Origin of the sequence: Paracoccus sp. 08 (genome assembly GCF_024105395.1) — a bacterium.
Lineage (GTDB): Bacteria > Pseudomonadota > Alphaproteobacteria > Rhodobacterales > Rhodobacteraceae > Paracoccus > Paracoccus marcusii.
Genome location: NZ_WEKR01000044.1, coordinates 1 through 13,573, shown reverse-complemented (window position 1 = coordinate 13,573; position 13,573 = coordinate 1). Strand labels below are relative to the sequence as shown.

Sequence of the window (13,573 nt, the reverse complement as noted above, 5' to 3'; positions counted from 1 at the left end):
CCGTCATGGGTGAAGATCCCATCCGCCCGCCCCGGCACCGCAGGCAGGCCGAAGCCGCGCGGCAGATCCGCCCCGTCGATGGCCACCGCCACGGGCGCGGCGCAGGTCAGCGCGACCCCATCGGCGCGCGTGCTGCACACCCGTTCGGACGGCCCGCCAAGACGCTCCAGCACCGTCAGCCGCGCGGTCCCCGCGCCCGCGGCGACCAGCCATCGGGCCAGCGCGGCGGGCGCGTCGCCGTCGCGCAGCGTCGCGATGATGCGGCAGCCGCGCACCAGATGCGGGCGCAGCCGTGCGAAGGGCGCGGCATGCAGGCCCAGGGTCACCGTGTCCTCCAGCCGCCAGCCAAGGCGTGCGGCGGCCAGCGACAGCACCCCCGGCGCGGGCAGGGCGTGCCATTCGTGGCGCTCCAGCACGGCCGCAATGCTGCCCCCCGCGCCGCACCAGAACGGATCGCCCGAGACCAGCGCCGCCACCCGCCGCCCCCGCAGCGCCAGCAGCGGCGCCAGGTCGAAGGGCACCGGCCAGGCCCGCCCCCGCGCGCGCGCCCCCGCCAGCGCCAGGTGGCGCGGGCCGCCGAAGACGACCTCGGCCGCCGCCAGCGCGCGAAGGCTTGCGCCGGGCAGGCCGTCCGGTCCATCTTCGGTGATCCCGATGATCGTCAGCCAAGGGTCAGACATGCGACGCATCCTGCTGCTGGGCGGCACGACCGAGGCCAGCCGCCTGGCCGCCCTCATGGCCCGCGCCGGTGTCGCGGCGGTCTTCTCCTATGCCGGACGGACCGAGGCGCCCGCAGCCCAGCCCCTGCCCACGCGGATCGGCGGCTTCGGCGGTGCCCAGGGCATGGCGCGCTATCTGCGGGACCAGGACATCGGCGCGGTGGTTGATGCGACCCATCCCTTTGCCGCCCAGATCAGCCGCAACGCGGATGCCGCCTGCCGCGCGGGCGGCGTGCCCATGCTGATGCTGCGCCGCCCCGCCTGGCCGGTCGATCCCGGCTGGAGGCGCGTTCCCGACATCGCGGGCGCGGTCGCGGCCTTGCCCCGCGCGCCTACCGGCGTATTCCTGGCCATCGGCAGGCAGACCCTGGCGCCCTTTGCCGCCCTGCCGCATCGCTGGCTGCTGCGGTTGGTCGATGCGCCCGATGCGCCCCCCTTGCCCGGCGCGCAGGTCGTGCTGGCGCGCGGCCCCTTCACGGTCGCGGGCGACCGGGCGCTGATGGCCGCGCATGGCATCACCCATCTGGTCGCCAAGAACAGCGGTGGCGCGGGGGCCAGCGCCAAGCTGGACGCGGCGCGCGATCTGGGCGTGCGTGTGGTGCTGATCGACCGGCCCGACGCGCCCGACCGGCCGCAGGTCGCCACGCCGGAACAGGCGCTGGACTGGCTGCATCAGGCGGCCCCCCGCGGGGTATAGACCCACCGACCCACCCGCCGCGTCGCGCGGTTGCCGACCAGCACGACGGTGCGCATGTCGGCCATGTCGGGCGTGGCCTCGGCCAGGGTGACAACGCGCAGCACCTCGTCCGGCGTAGTGACGGCGCGGGCAAAGATCATCAGGCGTCCGGGTTCGCATTCCTCGCGCAGCACCTCCAGCACGCGGGCAAATCCTGCGGGTCGGCTGGCCGAGCGCGGGTTGTAGAAGGCCATCGCGAAATCGCCCCGCGCAGCATGGCGCAGGCGGTGTTCGATCAGCGCCATGGGCTTGAGGTTGTCCGACAGGTTAATGGCGCAAAAATCGTGGCCCAAGGGGGCGCCGGCCCGCGCCGCCGCCGCCAGCATCGCGGTGATGCCCGGCAGGATGCGGATGTCGGGATCGCCGCCGGCGGCCTCCAACGCCTCGAACAGGGCGGAGGCCATAGCGAAGACGCCCGGATCACCCGAGGAGACGATGACCACCCGCCCGCCCTGCGCCGCCAGGGACAAGGCATGGCGGGCGCGGTCCAGCTCCACTCGGTTGTCGGATGCATGCAGGGTCAGGCCGGGCCGCGCCGCCACCCTCTCGACATAGGGGATGTAGCCGATCACGTCGGTCGCCCGATCCAGCGCGGCCATGACCTCGGGCGTCACCATGGCGTCCGACCCCGGTCCCAGCCCCGCGACGGTGATCCAGCCGCTCATTCCGCCACCCGCGCCATGGGGCGCCGCCCGTGGCCATGAACCAGCAGGATCGCGAAATAGGGGCAGTCGTCATCGGCCACCTCGCGCAGCGCCTGGATGCGCTGGCCGGGCATGGTGCCGCGTTCGATCAGCCAGGCGTCGGCCAGACGCCCGGATGCCGCCAGCGCGCGGCGCAGCTTGGGCAGGTTGCGGCCGGTCTTCATCACCACCAGCGCGTCGCGGCCCTGCATGCGGCGGACCAGCTCGGCCTCGGGCAGGGTGCCCATCAGCACGGTCAGCACGTCGTCGCCCCAGGTCATGGGCTGGCCCACCGCGTTCCAGCAGCCGACCATGCCGGGAATGCCGGGGATCACCTCGACCTCGGCCAGCCCGGCCAGACGCACCTGCAGATGCATGAAGCTGCCGTAGAGGAACGGGTCGCCCTCGCACAGCACCACCACGTCCTCGGTCTGGGCCAGCTGCGCCAGGCGCGCGGCCCAGAGGTCATAGAACCCCGCCAGCGCGTCGTTGTAATCGGGATGATCAAAGGGGATTTCCGTCGTGACCGGATATTCCATCGGATATTCGACCGCATCCGGGGAGAGCATCCCCTGCACGATGCGCCGCGCCTGACCGGGGCGGCCGGGCTTCCTGAAATAGGCGATGTGGCGCGCGGCGCGCACCGCCCGGTCGGCCCGGACCGAGATCAGGTCCGGATCGCCCGGCCCCAGACCCGCGCAGATGATGCGTCCCATCATTCCCTCCGGCTGGCCAGCGCGTTGATCGCGGCGACGGTGATGGCCGACCCGCCCAACCTGCCGCGCACGACGACCGCAGGGCAGGGCGGCGCGGCCATCAGCGCGTCCTTCGATTCCGCCGCGCCGACGAAGCCCACGGGGCAGCCGATGATCGCGGCAGGGCGGGGGCAGGCGGGGTCCTCCAGCATGTTCAACAGGTGGAACAGCGCGGTGGGCGCATTGCCGATGGCCACGACCGCGCCCGCCAGATGCGGCCGCCACAGCTCCAGCGCCGCGGCGCTGCGGGTGTTGCCCATGCCCGCCGCCATATCGGGCACGCGCGGGTCGCGCAGGGTGCAGATCACGGCGTTGTCGGCGGGCAGGCGGGCGCGGGTCACGCCCTCGCTGACCATATGCGCATCGCAGAGGATCGGCGCACCGCCAGCCAGCGCCGCGCGGGCGGCGGTCGCCATGCCGGGGGTGAAGGACACGTCGCGTTCCAGCCCCACCAGGCCCGCGGCATGGATCATGCGGACGACGACGGGTTCCTCATCCGCGTCGAAACGTGCCAGATTGGCCTCGGCCCGGATGGTGGCGAAGGACTGGCGATAGATGGCAGCGCCGTCCTTTTCGTAATCATGGGGCATCACAGAACCTTCGGCAGTTGATCGGGGTGCAGGCCGCGGAGGGCGGCGGGGTCATGGGCGCGGCCATGGCGGATCAGGTCGAACCCCTCGGCCGTCGCGGTCAGCGTGAGGTCGGCGGCGCGCGGCCAGCCGCAGCCCTTGGCGCAGCCGCTGACATGCAGCACCGCATCCGGCGGGATCAGCGGCGCCAGCGCCCGCGCCAGGGGGCGCGTCGCGGCACGTCCCTGCGGGCAGGCGGGCGCGCCGGGACAGGCGCGCAGGCGGATGCGCGGATTGCGGGGGTCCAGGATCAGCCCCTCCAGCGCGGGCAGGTGGCGGACCCCCTCGACCAGCAGCATCCGCCACGGCGTCAGGCGCAGCGGTGCCAGGCGCCCAAGGCGGCGCAGCGTGTCGGGGGTGATCTGGCCGAATTCCAGCGCGACCAGCAGGCCTTGCGGATGCGGACCCGGCTGCGGCGGCGCGGCGGGCCGGAGGGCGGGCAGGGTGGCGCCGGGGGGCTGCATCCGCGCGGTCAATGCGGCCATGCGCCCCCGCCCGTCGGGCGCGCCGCCCTGATCCAGGAMCCAGCGGGCCAGCGCCAGCGCGTCCTGTGGCCCGTGATAGGGTGCGGCGCGGTCCATGCCATCGGCGCGGAGCGTCGGGCCTGCCTCGATGCGGATATCGGCGGGGTCTTGGGTCAGCACCGGCGCGGGACCGGTATCGACCGCAAAACCGAACTTGGCGGGCAGGGCCAGGTCGCTGGCCGCCAGCGCCGCTGCCAGATCGGCGGCCAGCGTATCGGTGGCGGCATCCGCGAAGGGCGTGACCAGGATGTTGCGGCGCGTCTCCGTAGCGATGTCGGGGTCGATCAGGCCGTGCGGGCGCAGCGCCGCGATCAGCGGCGCATGGGTCGCGGGCGTCACGCCGCGCAGCTGCAGGTTGGCGCGGCCCGTCAACTCGATCACGCCGTTGCCATGGGTCCGGGCGGCATCGGCGATGGCCTGGGCCTGGGCTGCGTCCAGACGCCCGCCGGGGGGGCGGATACGTACCACCCACCCGTCGCCGGACTCCATCGGCTGCAGCGCGCCGGGGCMCCAGCCGCGGATCATGACAGCCCCGCCGCGATGGAGTTGCGCCGCGTGACCCACAGACCGGCATCGTGCAGCCGCTGGAACAGGTCGCGCATCGCGGCCAGGGCGGCGGGGTTCGCGTCCTGCATGAAGGCGACGATCTCGGGGCGGCCCAAGGTCGCCTGATGATAAAGGTCGAACAGATGCGCGGGCACCGCGCCCGCCAGATGGGCAAAGGCCGCCATGTGGTCCAGCGTCGCCGCGATCTCGGCCGCGCCCCGGTATCCATGTGCGGTCATCGCATCGGCCCAGGCCGGATCGGCGGCGCGGGCGCGGGTGGTGCGGGCGATCTCCTCGGTCAGGGTCCGGGCGCGCGGGCGGTCGGGCTGCGTGGCGTCCAGGTGGTACAGCGCGGGCGCATCCGCCCCGATCCGCGCCATGGCGGCGGCGAAACCGCCCTCATGCGCGGGGTAATCGGCGGCCAGCAGCAGGTCGGTCTCGGGCAGGTCCTGCGCATGGACGAAACTGTCGGCGCGGGTCAGCCGGGCCTCCAGCGCGGCGCGGTCCTCCTGGCTGGCGCCATCCACGCCGATGGCCCAGCTGGAGGCGGCGATCCAGGCCTCGCCCGCCGCCTGCCGCGCGGCATCGGTGAATTCCGTGGGCGCGCTGCCCATGCCCAGCCCGTATTGCCCCGGCTGCGGGCCAAAGACCCGCGCGCCCCCGGCATAGGGGTTCTGATCCGCCGCCTCGTCCCGCGCGGCCAGCGTGGCGGCCCCGGTCTGGAACAGCTGGGCCAGCACCGGGAAGACGTCGCGGAAGAGGCCCGACACCCGCAGCGTCACGTCGATGCGCGGACGCCCCAGCAGGGCCAGCGGCACGACCTCGACCCCCGAGACGCGGCCCGATCCGGCATCCCAGACCGGCTTCAGCCCGGCCAGATGCAGGGCCATGGCGAATTCCTCGCCTGCGGTGCGCATGGTCGCGCTGCCCCAGAGGTCCACGACCAGCCCGCGCGGCCAGTCGCCGTGATCCTGCAGGTGGCGGCGCAGCAGCTCCTCGGCGAGCTTCACCCCCTGCGCATGGGCCGAGGGCGTGGGCACCGCGCGCGGGTCCACGCTGTAGAGGTTGCGCCCCGTGGGCATCACATCCGACCGCCCCCGATTGGGCGAACCCGACGGCCCCGGCGAGACGAAGCGCCCGGCCAGCGCCGCCATCAGCCCCTCGCGTTCGGCCTGACCGCAGGCGCCGCTGCCCCAGATGTGCAGCCCCTCTCCGTACTGGCTCTCCTTGATGTCGCAGACGAAGCGGTCGATGCGGGTGATCGCCTCGGCCGCGCTGGCCTCAGAGGGGATGCCCAGATCGGCCTCGACCCCCAGGGCGCGCGCCTCGTCCCGGATCGCGGCGATCAGGCGGTCGCGGCGCGCGGGGTCCAGCCCGTCGGCGGTGGAATATTCGTCCAGGGACCGCTCCAGCCCCGCCATGCCGGGAGGCAGAGCGGCGTCCCGCATGGGGGGCGGCATATGGCCCAGGGTCACCGCCCCGATCCGGCGTTTCGCCTGCGCGGCTTCGCCCGGATCGTTGACGATGAAGGGATAGATCACCGGCATCGCCCCCAGCAGCGCCGCAGGCCAGCAATCGCCCGACAGCGCCACCGCCTTGCCCGGCAGCCATTCCAGCGTGCCATGCGCGCCCATATGGATCAGCGCCCGCGCGCCCTGCTGCGCCAGCCACAGATAGAAGGCCACATAGGCATGGCGCGGCACGCGGGTCAGGTCGTGATAGCTGTCCTCGCGCCCGGCGCGGTGGCTGCGTTCGGGCTGCAACGCCAGGATCACCGGGCCATGCAGGCTGGCGCGCAGGTGGAACGCCCCGTCCCGGCAATCGGGATCGGTCTCGGGTGGCCCCCAGGCCGCGTGCMGGTCCTCCTGCAGCGCCTGCGGCAGGTGGGCCAGCGCCGCGCGGTAATCGTCCAGCGGCCAAGCCAGGGTGCCGTCCGGCAGCGCGGGCAGGTCCGTGCCCAGCATCGCCCCCACCGCCTGCGCGGATGCCGGCGCGTCCAGCCCGACGGCATGGGCCTGTTGCCAGTCGCGGCCCGGATAGGTGGAGAGCACCATTGCCACCCGGCCCACGCCCTGCGCCAGGGCGTGCCAGGCGGCGATGCGGTCGACGGCCCGGGCCAGCATCGCCGCATCGGGCCGGTGCACGAAGCGCGAATATTGCAGGTCCGGGTCGCGCGGGCTGACCGCCTTGAAGCTGATGAGGCCCGCGAAGATGCGTCCGTCGACCTCGGGCAGGACGACGTTCATCGCCAGGTCCGACGGCGACAGCCCGCGTTCGGCCGCCAGCCAGTCGCGGCGGCGGTTGGTGGACAGGGCCACCTGGAACACCGGGCAGGACCAGCCGCAGAAGGGCACGCCGCCCCCGGAAAAGCCGGTCGCGTTCACCACCAGCTCCGGCCCGTCCGGCAGGGCAGCCGTCAGCCAGTCCGCCAGCCCCGGCGCCTTCAGCGACGGCACGAAGACGCCCATCGCGGTAATGCCGCGGTCGCGCAGGGCCCGGATCAGCGCGTCGATGGGCGCCACATCCGCCGCCGCCAGCCAGCTGCGATAGAAGGTGACCAGCGTCGCGACCGGGCCCGGGTCGGCGACCACCCCCCGGTCGGGGTCGTGAAAGCCCATCGCGGGCAGGGTCTTGACCCCCGGCACGGGCGCGGCCTGCAGGCCCGATGCGATGGCCATCTGCGCCAGCGCCGCCTGCGCCGCGACCGCGCCGCCCTGGTCGCAATGCCGCCGCAGCACGCGCAGGACCGAGGGGGGAACGGTCGAGATCTCCTCCAGCCGTAGATCGTCGCGGCCGTCCGCTGGCAGCACGGCCAGCGCGATGCCGCGCCTGCGCGCCAGGTCCTGCACCGACGCCAGGCCATAGGGCCAGTAAGCCTCGCCACCGATCAACCGGATCAGGATGCCGCGCGCGCCCGACAGGGTGTTCTCGACATAGGTGTCGACCGAGACCGGGTGCCGCAGTGCCACCAGGTTGCACAGCCGCGTGGGCGGAAGCCCCCCCGCCGCGCGCCGCCAGCCTTCCGCAAAGGCCCCCAGGTCGCTGTCCGAAAAGGACAGGACCACCAGATCGCCGGGGGTCTGACCGGGATCATAGGGGGCGTCAGACTGTTCAAGCCCGACCTGTTCGCGGAAGATGACATGCATCAGGCGGGCCCGGTCATGCTGGCACGGCCTCCAGCACGGCGCGGATCGCGTCGGGGTTCACGTCGTCGTGCTCCGCGATCACCACAAGGCGCGACCGGCGCGGGGTCTGGCCCCAGGGGCGGTCGTACTGATGGCGCACCCGGGCGCCCACGGCCTGCACCAGAAGGCGCATGGGCTTGCCCGCGACGGCGACATGGCCCTTGACGCGCAGCACGTTCTGCTCGGCGGCCAGACGGGCGATGCGGGCGGCCAGATCGGCCGGGTCGGTGATTTCGGGCAGGTCAATGACGACGGTGTCGAAATCCTCATGCTCGTGGTCGTCGGCGCCGTCGTGATGGCTGGGGCGGGCGTCCAGGTCGTCCTCGGCGGCCTTGCCCAGGCCCAGGACCAGGCGCGGATCGACCGCGCCCTCGGTCACGGTCAGGATGGGCAGGGGGCGGGGCAGCTCTGCCTCGATCGCGGCGCGGGCGGCGGCGACGCCCTCCGGCCCGGCCAGATCGGCCTTGGTCAGCAGGATCACGTCGGCGCAGGCGATCTGATCCTCGAAGACCTCGGACAGGGGCGTCTCGTGGTCCAGGCCGGGGTCGGCGGCGCGCTGCGCGTCCACCGCCGCCACGTCCGGGGCAAAGCGGCCGGCCGCCACGGCCTCGGCGTCGGCCAGGGCGATCACCCCGTCCACGGTGATGCGCGAGCGGATGGCGGGCCAGTCGAAGGCCTTGAGCAACGGTTTCGGCAGCGCCAGCCCGGACGTCTCGATCAGGATGTGGTCCGGCCGGGCGGGAAGCGCCATCAGCGCCTCCAGCGTGGGGATGAAGTCGTCGGCGACGGTGCAGCAGATGCAGCCGTTCGACAGCTCGACGATATTCTCGGCCGGGCAGGCGGCATCGGCGCAACCCTTCAGGATCTCTCCATCGACACCCATCGTGCCGAATTCGTTCACGATCACCGCAAGGCGCAGCCCCTGGGGGTTGGCCATCAGATGGCGCACCAGGGTCGTCTTGCCCGACCCCAGAAAGCCGGTGATCACGGTGACGGGGGTCTTGATAAGGTCGATCATGGTCACTCCTGCGACAGGGTATGCGGGGGGATGCGGGCAAGGCTCTGCTTGCGGAAGACGGCGGGGCGTTCGCGCCACGGCACGATGCCGTCGGCGGTTCCGGCATAGGCGCGCGCGCCCGACAGGATGTCGGCGGCGTCGTCCAGCGTCAGGCGGCCATAGACATAGGACCACTTGCCCGGCGCGGACAGCGCGACGGAACAGCCCTGCGAACAGGCGGAAAGGCATTCGACGGGGCGGATCTCGACGCCGTCGGGGGCGGTGCGGGACAGCAGGTCGTGCAGCCGAGCGCCAAGGCGCGGCGCGTCCAGGCCAAGGGCATCCGTCCTTGCGGCATCGGTCCCTGCGGCATCGGGAACCGGGTCGGGCACGGTGCCGCGACAGGTGGTGCAGACATGCAGAACGGCGCGCATCGCGGCCCCTTCCTTGTTGCGGCAAGGGGCGTCCGAGAGGAGGCGGCACGGGGCATCCGGCCATCACCTGCCGGTCGCGAAACACCCCGTTCGCCCGTCATCGTCAGGTGCTGGCAGGTCTCCCGGCTTGCGGATCCAGGGGCGGATGCCCCGACGGTCGTCCCACCTTCCCAGCCCCAATCGGGGCCAGTGGATCGGGCGACCTCTCCGGTCACGGTCGCGGGGGCGGCTGCGCTTGGGGTCGCGGGTCTGATGACCCGGGGCCTTGTCGCATTCCCTCTTCGCCTGTCATAGACAGGAACCAACACGCCCTCACCCAAMCCCCCGCACCCGCCGTTTGTCAACCGCAAGGAGCGACCCGATGACGCAGACCGACCCGATTTCCGCCGAGGATCAGGACCGCCACGCCGCCAAGATGGCCAGGAAAAAGGCCGCCCGCGACCGCATGATGGAGACCAAGACCGGCGAAAAGGGCCTGATCATCGTCCATACCGGGCCGGGCAAGGGCAAGTCGTCGTCGGGGTTCGGCATGATCATGCGCTCCATCGCGCACGCGATGCCCTGCGCCGTTGTGCAGTTCATCAAGGGCGCGTGGGACACGGGCGAACGCACGCTGCTGACCACGCATTTCACCGACATCTGTCAGTTCCACGCCATGGGCGAGGGCTTTACCTGGGAGACGCAGGACAAGTCCCGCGACATCGCCATGGCGCAGGCCGGATGGGCGCGCGCGCAGGACCTGATCCGTGACCCGGCCATCCGCATGGTCCTGCTGGACGAGATCAACATCGCGCTGCGCTATGGTTATCTGGACGCGGCCGAGGTGGTGGCCTTTCTGCAGGCGGAAAAGCCCGCCATGACCCATGTGGTGCTGACCGGGCGCGGCGCCCCCGACGCGCTGATCGAGGCCGCCGACCTGGTGACCGAGATGACCCAGGTCAAGCATCCGTTCCGGTCTGGGATCAAGGCGCAAGCCGGGGTCGAATACTGACGCGCGCGGGTCGGCGGTCAAAAAACCTCACGCGGCGGTGAACCCTCGGGGGGAGTCACGGGTTCCCTTTGGTATATCCCAATCGCCGGAGCCCGCCTGACGTGACCCCACCCCCGCTTGCCCCCGACGCCGCCCTGTTCCTGGATTTCGACGGCTGCCTGGTCGACATCGCCCCCCGGCCCGATGCGGTCGTTGTCACGCAGGCGCTGCGCGACCGGCTGGCGGCGCTGTACCGGCGGCAGGGGGGCGCGGTGGCGCTGATCTCGGGGCGCGACGTGGCCGACCTGCGCGGACATATGGACGGGTTCGAGGGCATCGTGGCGGGCAGCCACGGCGCAGAGCTGTCGCTGCGCCCCGGCCGCATCCAGACCCTGCACCGGGTCGATTTCGACGCGGGCCCCCTTCATGCCGCGGCCCATGCCGCCGCCGCGCCCCATCCCGCCTTGCTGGTCGAGGAAAAGCCCCATGGCGTCGCACTGCATTATCGGGACGCCCCCGATCTGCGCGCCTTTGTCGAGGAGGTGATGCAGGATCTGGCCGACCGGAACCCGCATCTGGTGCTGCAGCCCGCCAAGATGGCGGTCGAGCTGCGCCCCGGTGGCGTCGGCAAGGACAGCGCGCTGTCGCATCTGATGACGCTTGAGCCCTTTGCCGGGCGCGTGCCGGTCTTTGCGGGCGACGATACCACCGACGAACCCGCCATGGCCGAGGCGCAGGCCCGCGGCGGCTTTGCCATCAAGATCGGCGACGGTCCCACCGCCGCGCATCACCGATTGTCCGACCCTGCCGCGCTGGCCGCTTGGCTTGACGCATCGCTGAACTGAGGAATGCCCATGTCCACCGAACCGCGCCTGATCGTCGTCTCGAACCGCCTGCCGCTGGGGGACGACCCTTCGGGCGGGCTGGTGGTGGCGCTGGAGGATGCGCTGCGCAGTTCCGGCGGGGTGTGGGTGGGTTTCTCGGGCGAGGTGACGGACGATCCCGCGCCCGACCTGCAGGACCATCCGGGCGCGGCGTTCCAACGGCTGTCCTTTGACCTGACCCCGCAAGAGCATGACGAATACTATCTGGGCTATTCCAACTCCATCCTGTGGCCGCTGTGTCATGGGCGCCCCAACCTGATGCGCATCCGGCCCGAATACCTGGATGGATATGCACGGGTGAACCAGCGCATCGCGCGGATGCTGCTGCCGGTCCTGCGCCCCGATGACCGGATCTGGGTGCAGGATTATCACCTGTTCCCGCTGGCCGCCGAACTGCGTGCCCTGGGGGTGGAAAACCCGATCGGGCATTTCCTGCACATTCCCTTTCCGGGTCCGGCCGATTGCGCGGCCCTGCCCAACCCCGCGCAGCTGTTTGACTGGCTGTCCCATTACGATCTGCTGGGGTTCCAGGCCGAACGCGACCTTGGCGCCTTTGCCGAAAGCGCGCGTCAGCTGGCGGACGGCGATCAGGTCGCGCCGGACCGCTTCCGGCTGTCGGGACGCATGGTCCGCACGCAGGTCTTTCCGATCGGCATCGACGCCGCGGCCTTCATCACCGAGGCGGCAGACGCCCCCGACAGCGACCGCATGCGCCTGCTGACCGGGGCCAAGATGATGATCGGCGTCGACCGGCTGGATTATTCCAAGGGCATCCCGCAGCGGTTCCGGGCCTATCAGCTGCTGCTGGAAAAGATCCCCGACCTGCACGAGAAGATCTCGTTCCTGCAGATCGCGCCCCCGACGCGGGGCGAGGTCGAAGCCTATCAGGACATCCGCGAGGAGACCGAACACCTGGCCGGACGCATCAACGGCCAGTTCGCGACGTTGAACTGGACGCCGATCCGGTTCATCCATCGGCCGTTCCCGCGTCCCGTGCTGGCGGGGCTGTACCGGCAGGCGCGCATCGGGTTGGTCACGCCGCTGGCCGACGGGATGAACCTGGTCGCCAAGGAATACGTCGCCGCCCAGAACCCCGACGATCCGGGCGTGCTGATCCTGTCGCGCTTTGCCGGGGCCGCAGAGACCATGGCCGAGGCGCTGATCATCAACCCCCACGACCCGCATGATCTGGCCGTCGCGATGGCACAGGCGATGCGGATGTCGCAAGCCGAACGCCGCGACCGCCATGCCGCCCTGCTGGAAGGCGTGGTGGACCACGATGTCGCCTGGTGGTCGCGCACCTATCTGGAGGCGCTGACGGCGCGGTGATTCGCGCGGGGTGTGCCCAAGGATCGGGCAATACCCTCAAATTGCGCCCGGTCCCGTGGCAGCGCACGTCCCGGTTGACCAAGCGGCGCGGCCTGCGGTGACAGGGGCGCGGGTCCGGCGCATGGTGGACCTATGAAGCAGATGCTTCGTGGCGTCCTCCTCCCGGTCCGGCCACGGACACTTCGGAAAGCCGCCGGTCCTGCCGCCCCCCTCCTCCCTGCGGCCAGGTCCGGCGGTCTTTTCGTCTCAGCCGATCAGGCCCGCCACGTGGCGCAGGGCTGCGGCATAGCCGTTCAGCCCCAGCCCCGCGATCACCCCGTCGGCACGCTTTGACACGAACGAATGGTGGCGGAACGCCTCGCGCTTGTGGACCTGGCTGATATGGACCTCGATCACCGGGCCGTCGAAGGCGTTCAGCGCATCCAGCACCGCGACCGAGGTATGGGTCAGTGCCGCCGGATTAATGACGATGGCCGCGGCTTCCAGCCGGGCTTCGTGGATCCAGTCGACGATCTGGCCTTCCCAGTTCGACTGCAGGAAGCGGATGTCATGCGGGGCGGCGGCGTTGCGGCACAGCGCCTCGAGATCAGCCAGCGTCTCGTGGCCATAGACCTCGGGCTGGCGCTGGCCCAGCAGGTTCAGGTTCGGACCGTTCAGGACATGGATCAGCGGCATCGGGGTCTCCTTGCTGGGGCTTGCTAGCGCGGGCGGGTGTCAGCCCGCAAGCGCGGTGACGGGGGCGGCGCGATGGGCGGGGTCGATCATGCGCAGCGCCGGAGGATCGTCCGACAGGATCGCCACCGCGCCGGGGGCGGGGGGGCCGGACCACAGCACCGCCCCGTCGTGACCGATCAGCGCCAGCCGGTCGCCCTGCATCCGCAGCACGCCAGGCCCCGGCGCTTGCCACAGGACGGCGCCGCCCCGCATCAGCCGCGGCCCGGCATCGGGGTCGTTCTCCAGCCGCACGGGGCCGCAGGTCAGCACCTGTCCGGGCCACAGCGGGCCGTCCATCCGGTCGGTGGGCGCACAGTCCCCGGTCAGCCCGCGCGCCAGCAGGGCGGCCAGCGTGGCGCGGTCCCACCCGTGATGGGGCGCGGCCGCGGTCAGGACCACCATCTTGGCCAGCGCCGCGACGGGCGTCATGTCGCCCCCCGCGACGGCGCCTGTCGCCGCGATCCAGGC

At 71.9% G+C, this 13,573-nt stretch carries 14 protein-coding genes and 1 riboswitch; of the genes, 4 read left to right on the top strand and 10 right to left on the bottom strand.

The genetic code is table 11. The features are described 5' to 3' along the window. Positions 1 to 680 (bottom strand): precorrin-6y C5,15-methyltransferase (decarboxylating) subunit CbiE (gene cbiE / locus GBO37_RS13420; protein ID WP_252929538.1); only part of this gene is annotated, 680 nt, incomplete at its 3' end. Here cbiE and GBO37_RS13415 point away from each other — a divergent pair. Continuing rightward, positions 679 to 1,416 (top strand): cobalt-precorrin-6A reductase, encoded by a 738-nt coding sequence (locus GBO37_RS13415; protein ID WP_252929537.1) that lies wholly within the window; start codon positions 679 to 681, stop codon positions 1,414 to 1,416. The genes cbiE and GBO37_RS13415 overlap by 2 nt on opposite strands. On the opposite strand, the gene cobJ is transcribed toward GBO37_RS13415, so the two are convergent. The 7 genes from cobJ to GBO37_RS13380 are packed head-to-tail and all read right to left on the bottom strand — an operon-like array spanning position 1,392 to position 9,208. Next, entirely contained in the window at positions 1,392 to 2,120 is a 729-nt protein-coding gene (gene cobJ, locus GBO37_RS13410; RefSeq protein ID WP_252929535.1) for a precorrin-3B C(17)-methyltransferase, read from the bottom strand. The two genes, GBO37_RS13415 and cobJ, sit on opposite strands and share 25 nt — an antisense overlap. Further along, on the bottom strand, positions 2,117 to 2,854 hold the full coding sequence (locus GBO37_RS13405; protein ID WP_252929540.1) for a precorrin-2 C(20)-methyltransferase: 738 nt from the start codon (positions 2,852 to 2,854) through the stop codon (positions 2,117 to 2,119). The genes cobJ and GBO37_RS13405 overlap by 4 nt, the downstream gene beginning before the upstream one ends. Beyond that, the gene (locus tag GBO37_RS13400) at positions 2,854 to 3,483 is read right to left on the bottom strand and encodes a precorrin-8X methylmutase (protein WP_252929533.1); all 630 of its coding nucleotides are present in this window, start codon (positions 3,481 to 3,483) and stop codon (positions 2,854 to 2,856) included. Before GBO37_RS13400 ends, GBO37_RS13405 begins: the two co-directional genes overlap by 1 nt. Beyond that, a complete protein-coding gene (cobG, locus tag GBO37_RS13395) occupies positions 3,483 to 4,571 on the bottom strand; it encodes a precorrin-3B synthase (protein WP_252929531.1) in 1,089 nt (362 codons plus the stop codon). Before cobG ends, GBO37_RS13400 begins: the two co-directional genes overlap by 1 nt. Next, the gene (gene cobN / locus GBO37_RS13390; RefSeq protein ID WP_252929529.1) at positions 4,568 to 7,738 is read right to left on the bottom strand and encodes a cobaltochelatase subunit CobN; all 3,171 of its coding nucleotides are present in this window, start codon (positions 7,736 to 7,738) and stop codon (positions 4,568 to 4,570) included. The genes cobG and cobN overlap by 4 nt, the downstream gene beginning before the upstream one ends. Before the next feature lie 13 nt (positions 7,739 to 7,751). After that, on the bottom strand, positions 7,752 to 8,795 hold the full coding sequence (gene cobW, locus GBO37_RS13385) for a cobalamin biosynthesis protein CobW (RefSeq protein WP_252929527.1): 1,044 nt from the start codon (positions 8,793 to 8,795) through the stop codon (positions 7,752 to 7,754). 2 nt (positions 8,796 to 8,797) lie between these two features. Further along, positions 8,798 to 9,208: a DUF1636 domain-containing protein gene (locus GBO37_RS13380; protein WP_252929525.1), complete on the bottom strand. Its 411-nt coding sequence runs from the start codon at positions 9,206 to 9,208 to the stop codon at positions 8,798 to 8,800. Positions 9,209 to 9,302: 94 nt separating this feature from the next. Next, positions 9,303 to 9,529, bottom strand: a riboswitch (cobalamin riboswitch). A gap of 40 nt (positions 9,530 to 9,569) precedes the next feature. Here GBO37_RS13380 and cobO point away from each other — a divergent pair. The 3 genes from cobO (at position 9,570) to GBO37_RS13365 (ending at position 12,391) form a co-directional block, all read left to right on the top strand. Next, entirely contained in the window at positions 9,570 to 10,199 is a 630-nt protein-coding gene (gene cobO / locus GBO37_RS13375) for a cob(I)yrinic acid a,c-diamide adenosyltransferase (RefSeq protein ID WP_252929523.1), read from the top strand. 101 nt (positions 10,200 to 10,300) lie between these two features. Further along, positions 10,301 to 11,023 carry a trehalose-phosphatase gene (gene otsB, locus GBO37_RS13370; protein WP_252929520.1) on the top strand — a complete coding sequence of 241 codons (723 nt, stop codon included), beginning with the start codon at positions 10,301 to 10,303 and terminating at the stop codon, positions 11,021 to 11,023. 9 nt (positions 11,024 to 11,032) lie between these two features. Beyond that, the gene (locus tag GBO37_RS13365) at positions 11,033 to 12,391 is read left to right on the top strand and encodes a trehalose-6-phosphate synthase (protein ID WP_045981574.1); all 1,359 of its coding nucleotides are present in this window, start codon (positions 11,033 to 11,035) and stop codon (positions 12,389 to 12,391) included. A 246-nt stretch (positions 12,392 to 12,637) separates the two neighbouring features. On the opposite strand, the gene aroQ is transcribed toward GBO37_RS13365, so the two are convergent. Further along, a complete protein-coding gene (gene aroQ, locus GBO37_RS13360) occupies positions 12,638 to 13,066 on the bottom strand; it encodes a type II 3-dehydroquinate dehydratase (protein ID WP_194886079.1) in 429 nt (142 codons plus the stop codon). Between the two features lie 39 nt (positions 13,067 to 13,105). Continuing rightward, positions 13,106 to 13,573, bottom strand: a 468-nt coding sequence (locus GBO37_RS13355; RefSeq protein ID WP_252929519.1) for a hypothetical protein, incomplete at its 5' end; no start/stop codon positions are given.

What these genes read in the sequence shown, in the direction of transcription:
- GBO37_RS13405 (WP_252929540.1), bottom strand. Translation starts at nt 2,854, where the DNA reads ATGGGACGCATCATCTGCGCGGGTCTGGGGCCGGGCGATCCGGACCTG.
- GBO37_RS13380 (WP_252929525.1), bottom strand. Translation starts at nt 9,208, where the DNA reads ATGCGCGCCGTTCTGCATGTCTGCACCACCTGTCGCGGCACCGTGCCC.
- cobO (WP_252929523.1), top strand. Translation starts at nt 9,570, where the DNA reads ATGACGCAGACCGACCCGATTTCCGCCGAGGATCAGGACCGCCACGCC.
- cobW (WP_252929527.1), bottom strand. Translation starts at nt 8,795, where the DNA reads ATGATCGACCTTATCAAGACCCCCGTCACCGTGATCACCGGCTTTCTG.
- aroQ (WP_194886079.1), bottom strand. Translation starts at nt 13,066, where the DNA reads ATGCCGCTGATCCATGTCCTGAACGGTCCGAACCTGAACCTGCTGGGC.
- cobJ (WP_252929535.1), bottom strand. Translation starts at nt 2,120, where the DNA reads ATGAGCGGCTGGATCACCGTCGCGGGGCTGGGACCGGGGTCGGACGCC.
- GBO37_RS13415 (WP_252929537.1), top strand. Translation starts at nt 679, where the DNA reads ATGCGACGCATCCTGCTGCTGGGCGGCACGACCGAGGCCAGCCGCCTG.
- GBO37_RS13400 (WP_252929533.1), bottom strand. Translation starts at nt 3,483, where the DNA reads ATGCCCCATGATTACGAAAAGGACGGCGCTGCCATCTATCGCCAGTCC.
- GBO37_RS13365 (WP_045981574.1), top strand. Translation starts at nt 11,033, where the DNA reads ATGTCCACCGAACCGCGCCTGATCGTCGTCTCGAACCGCCTGCCGCTG.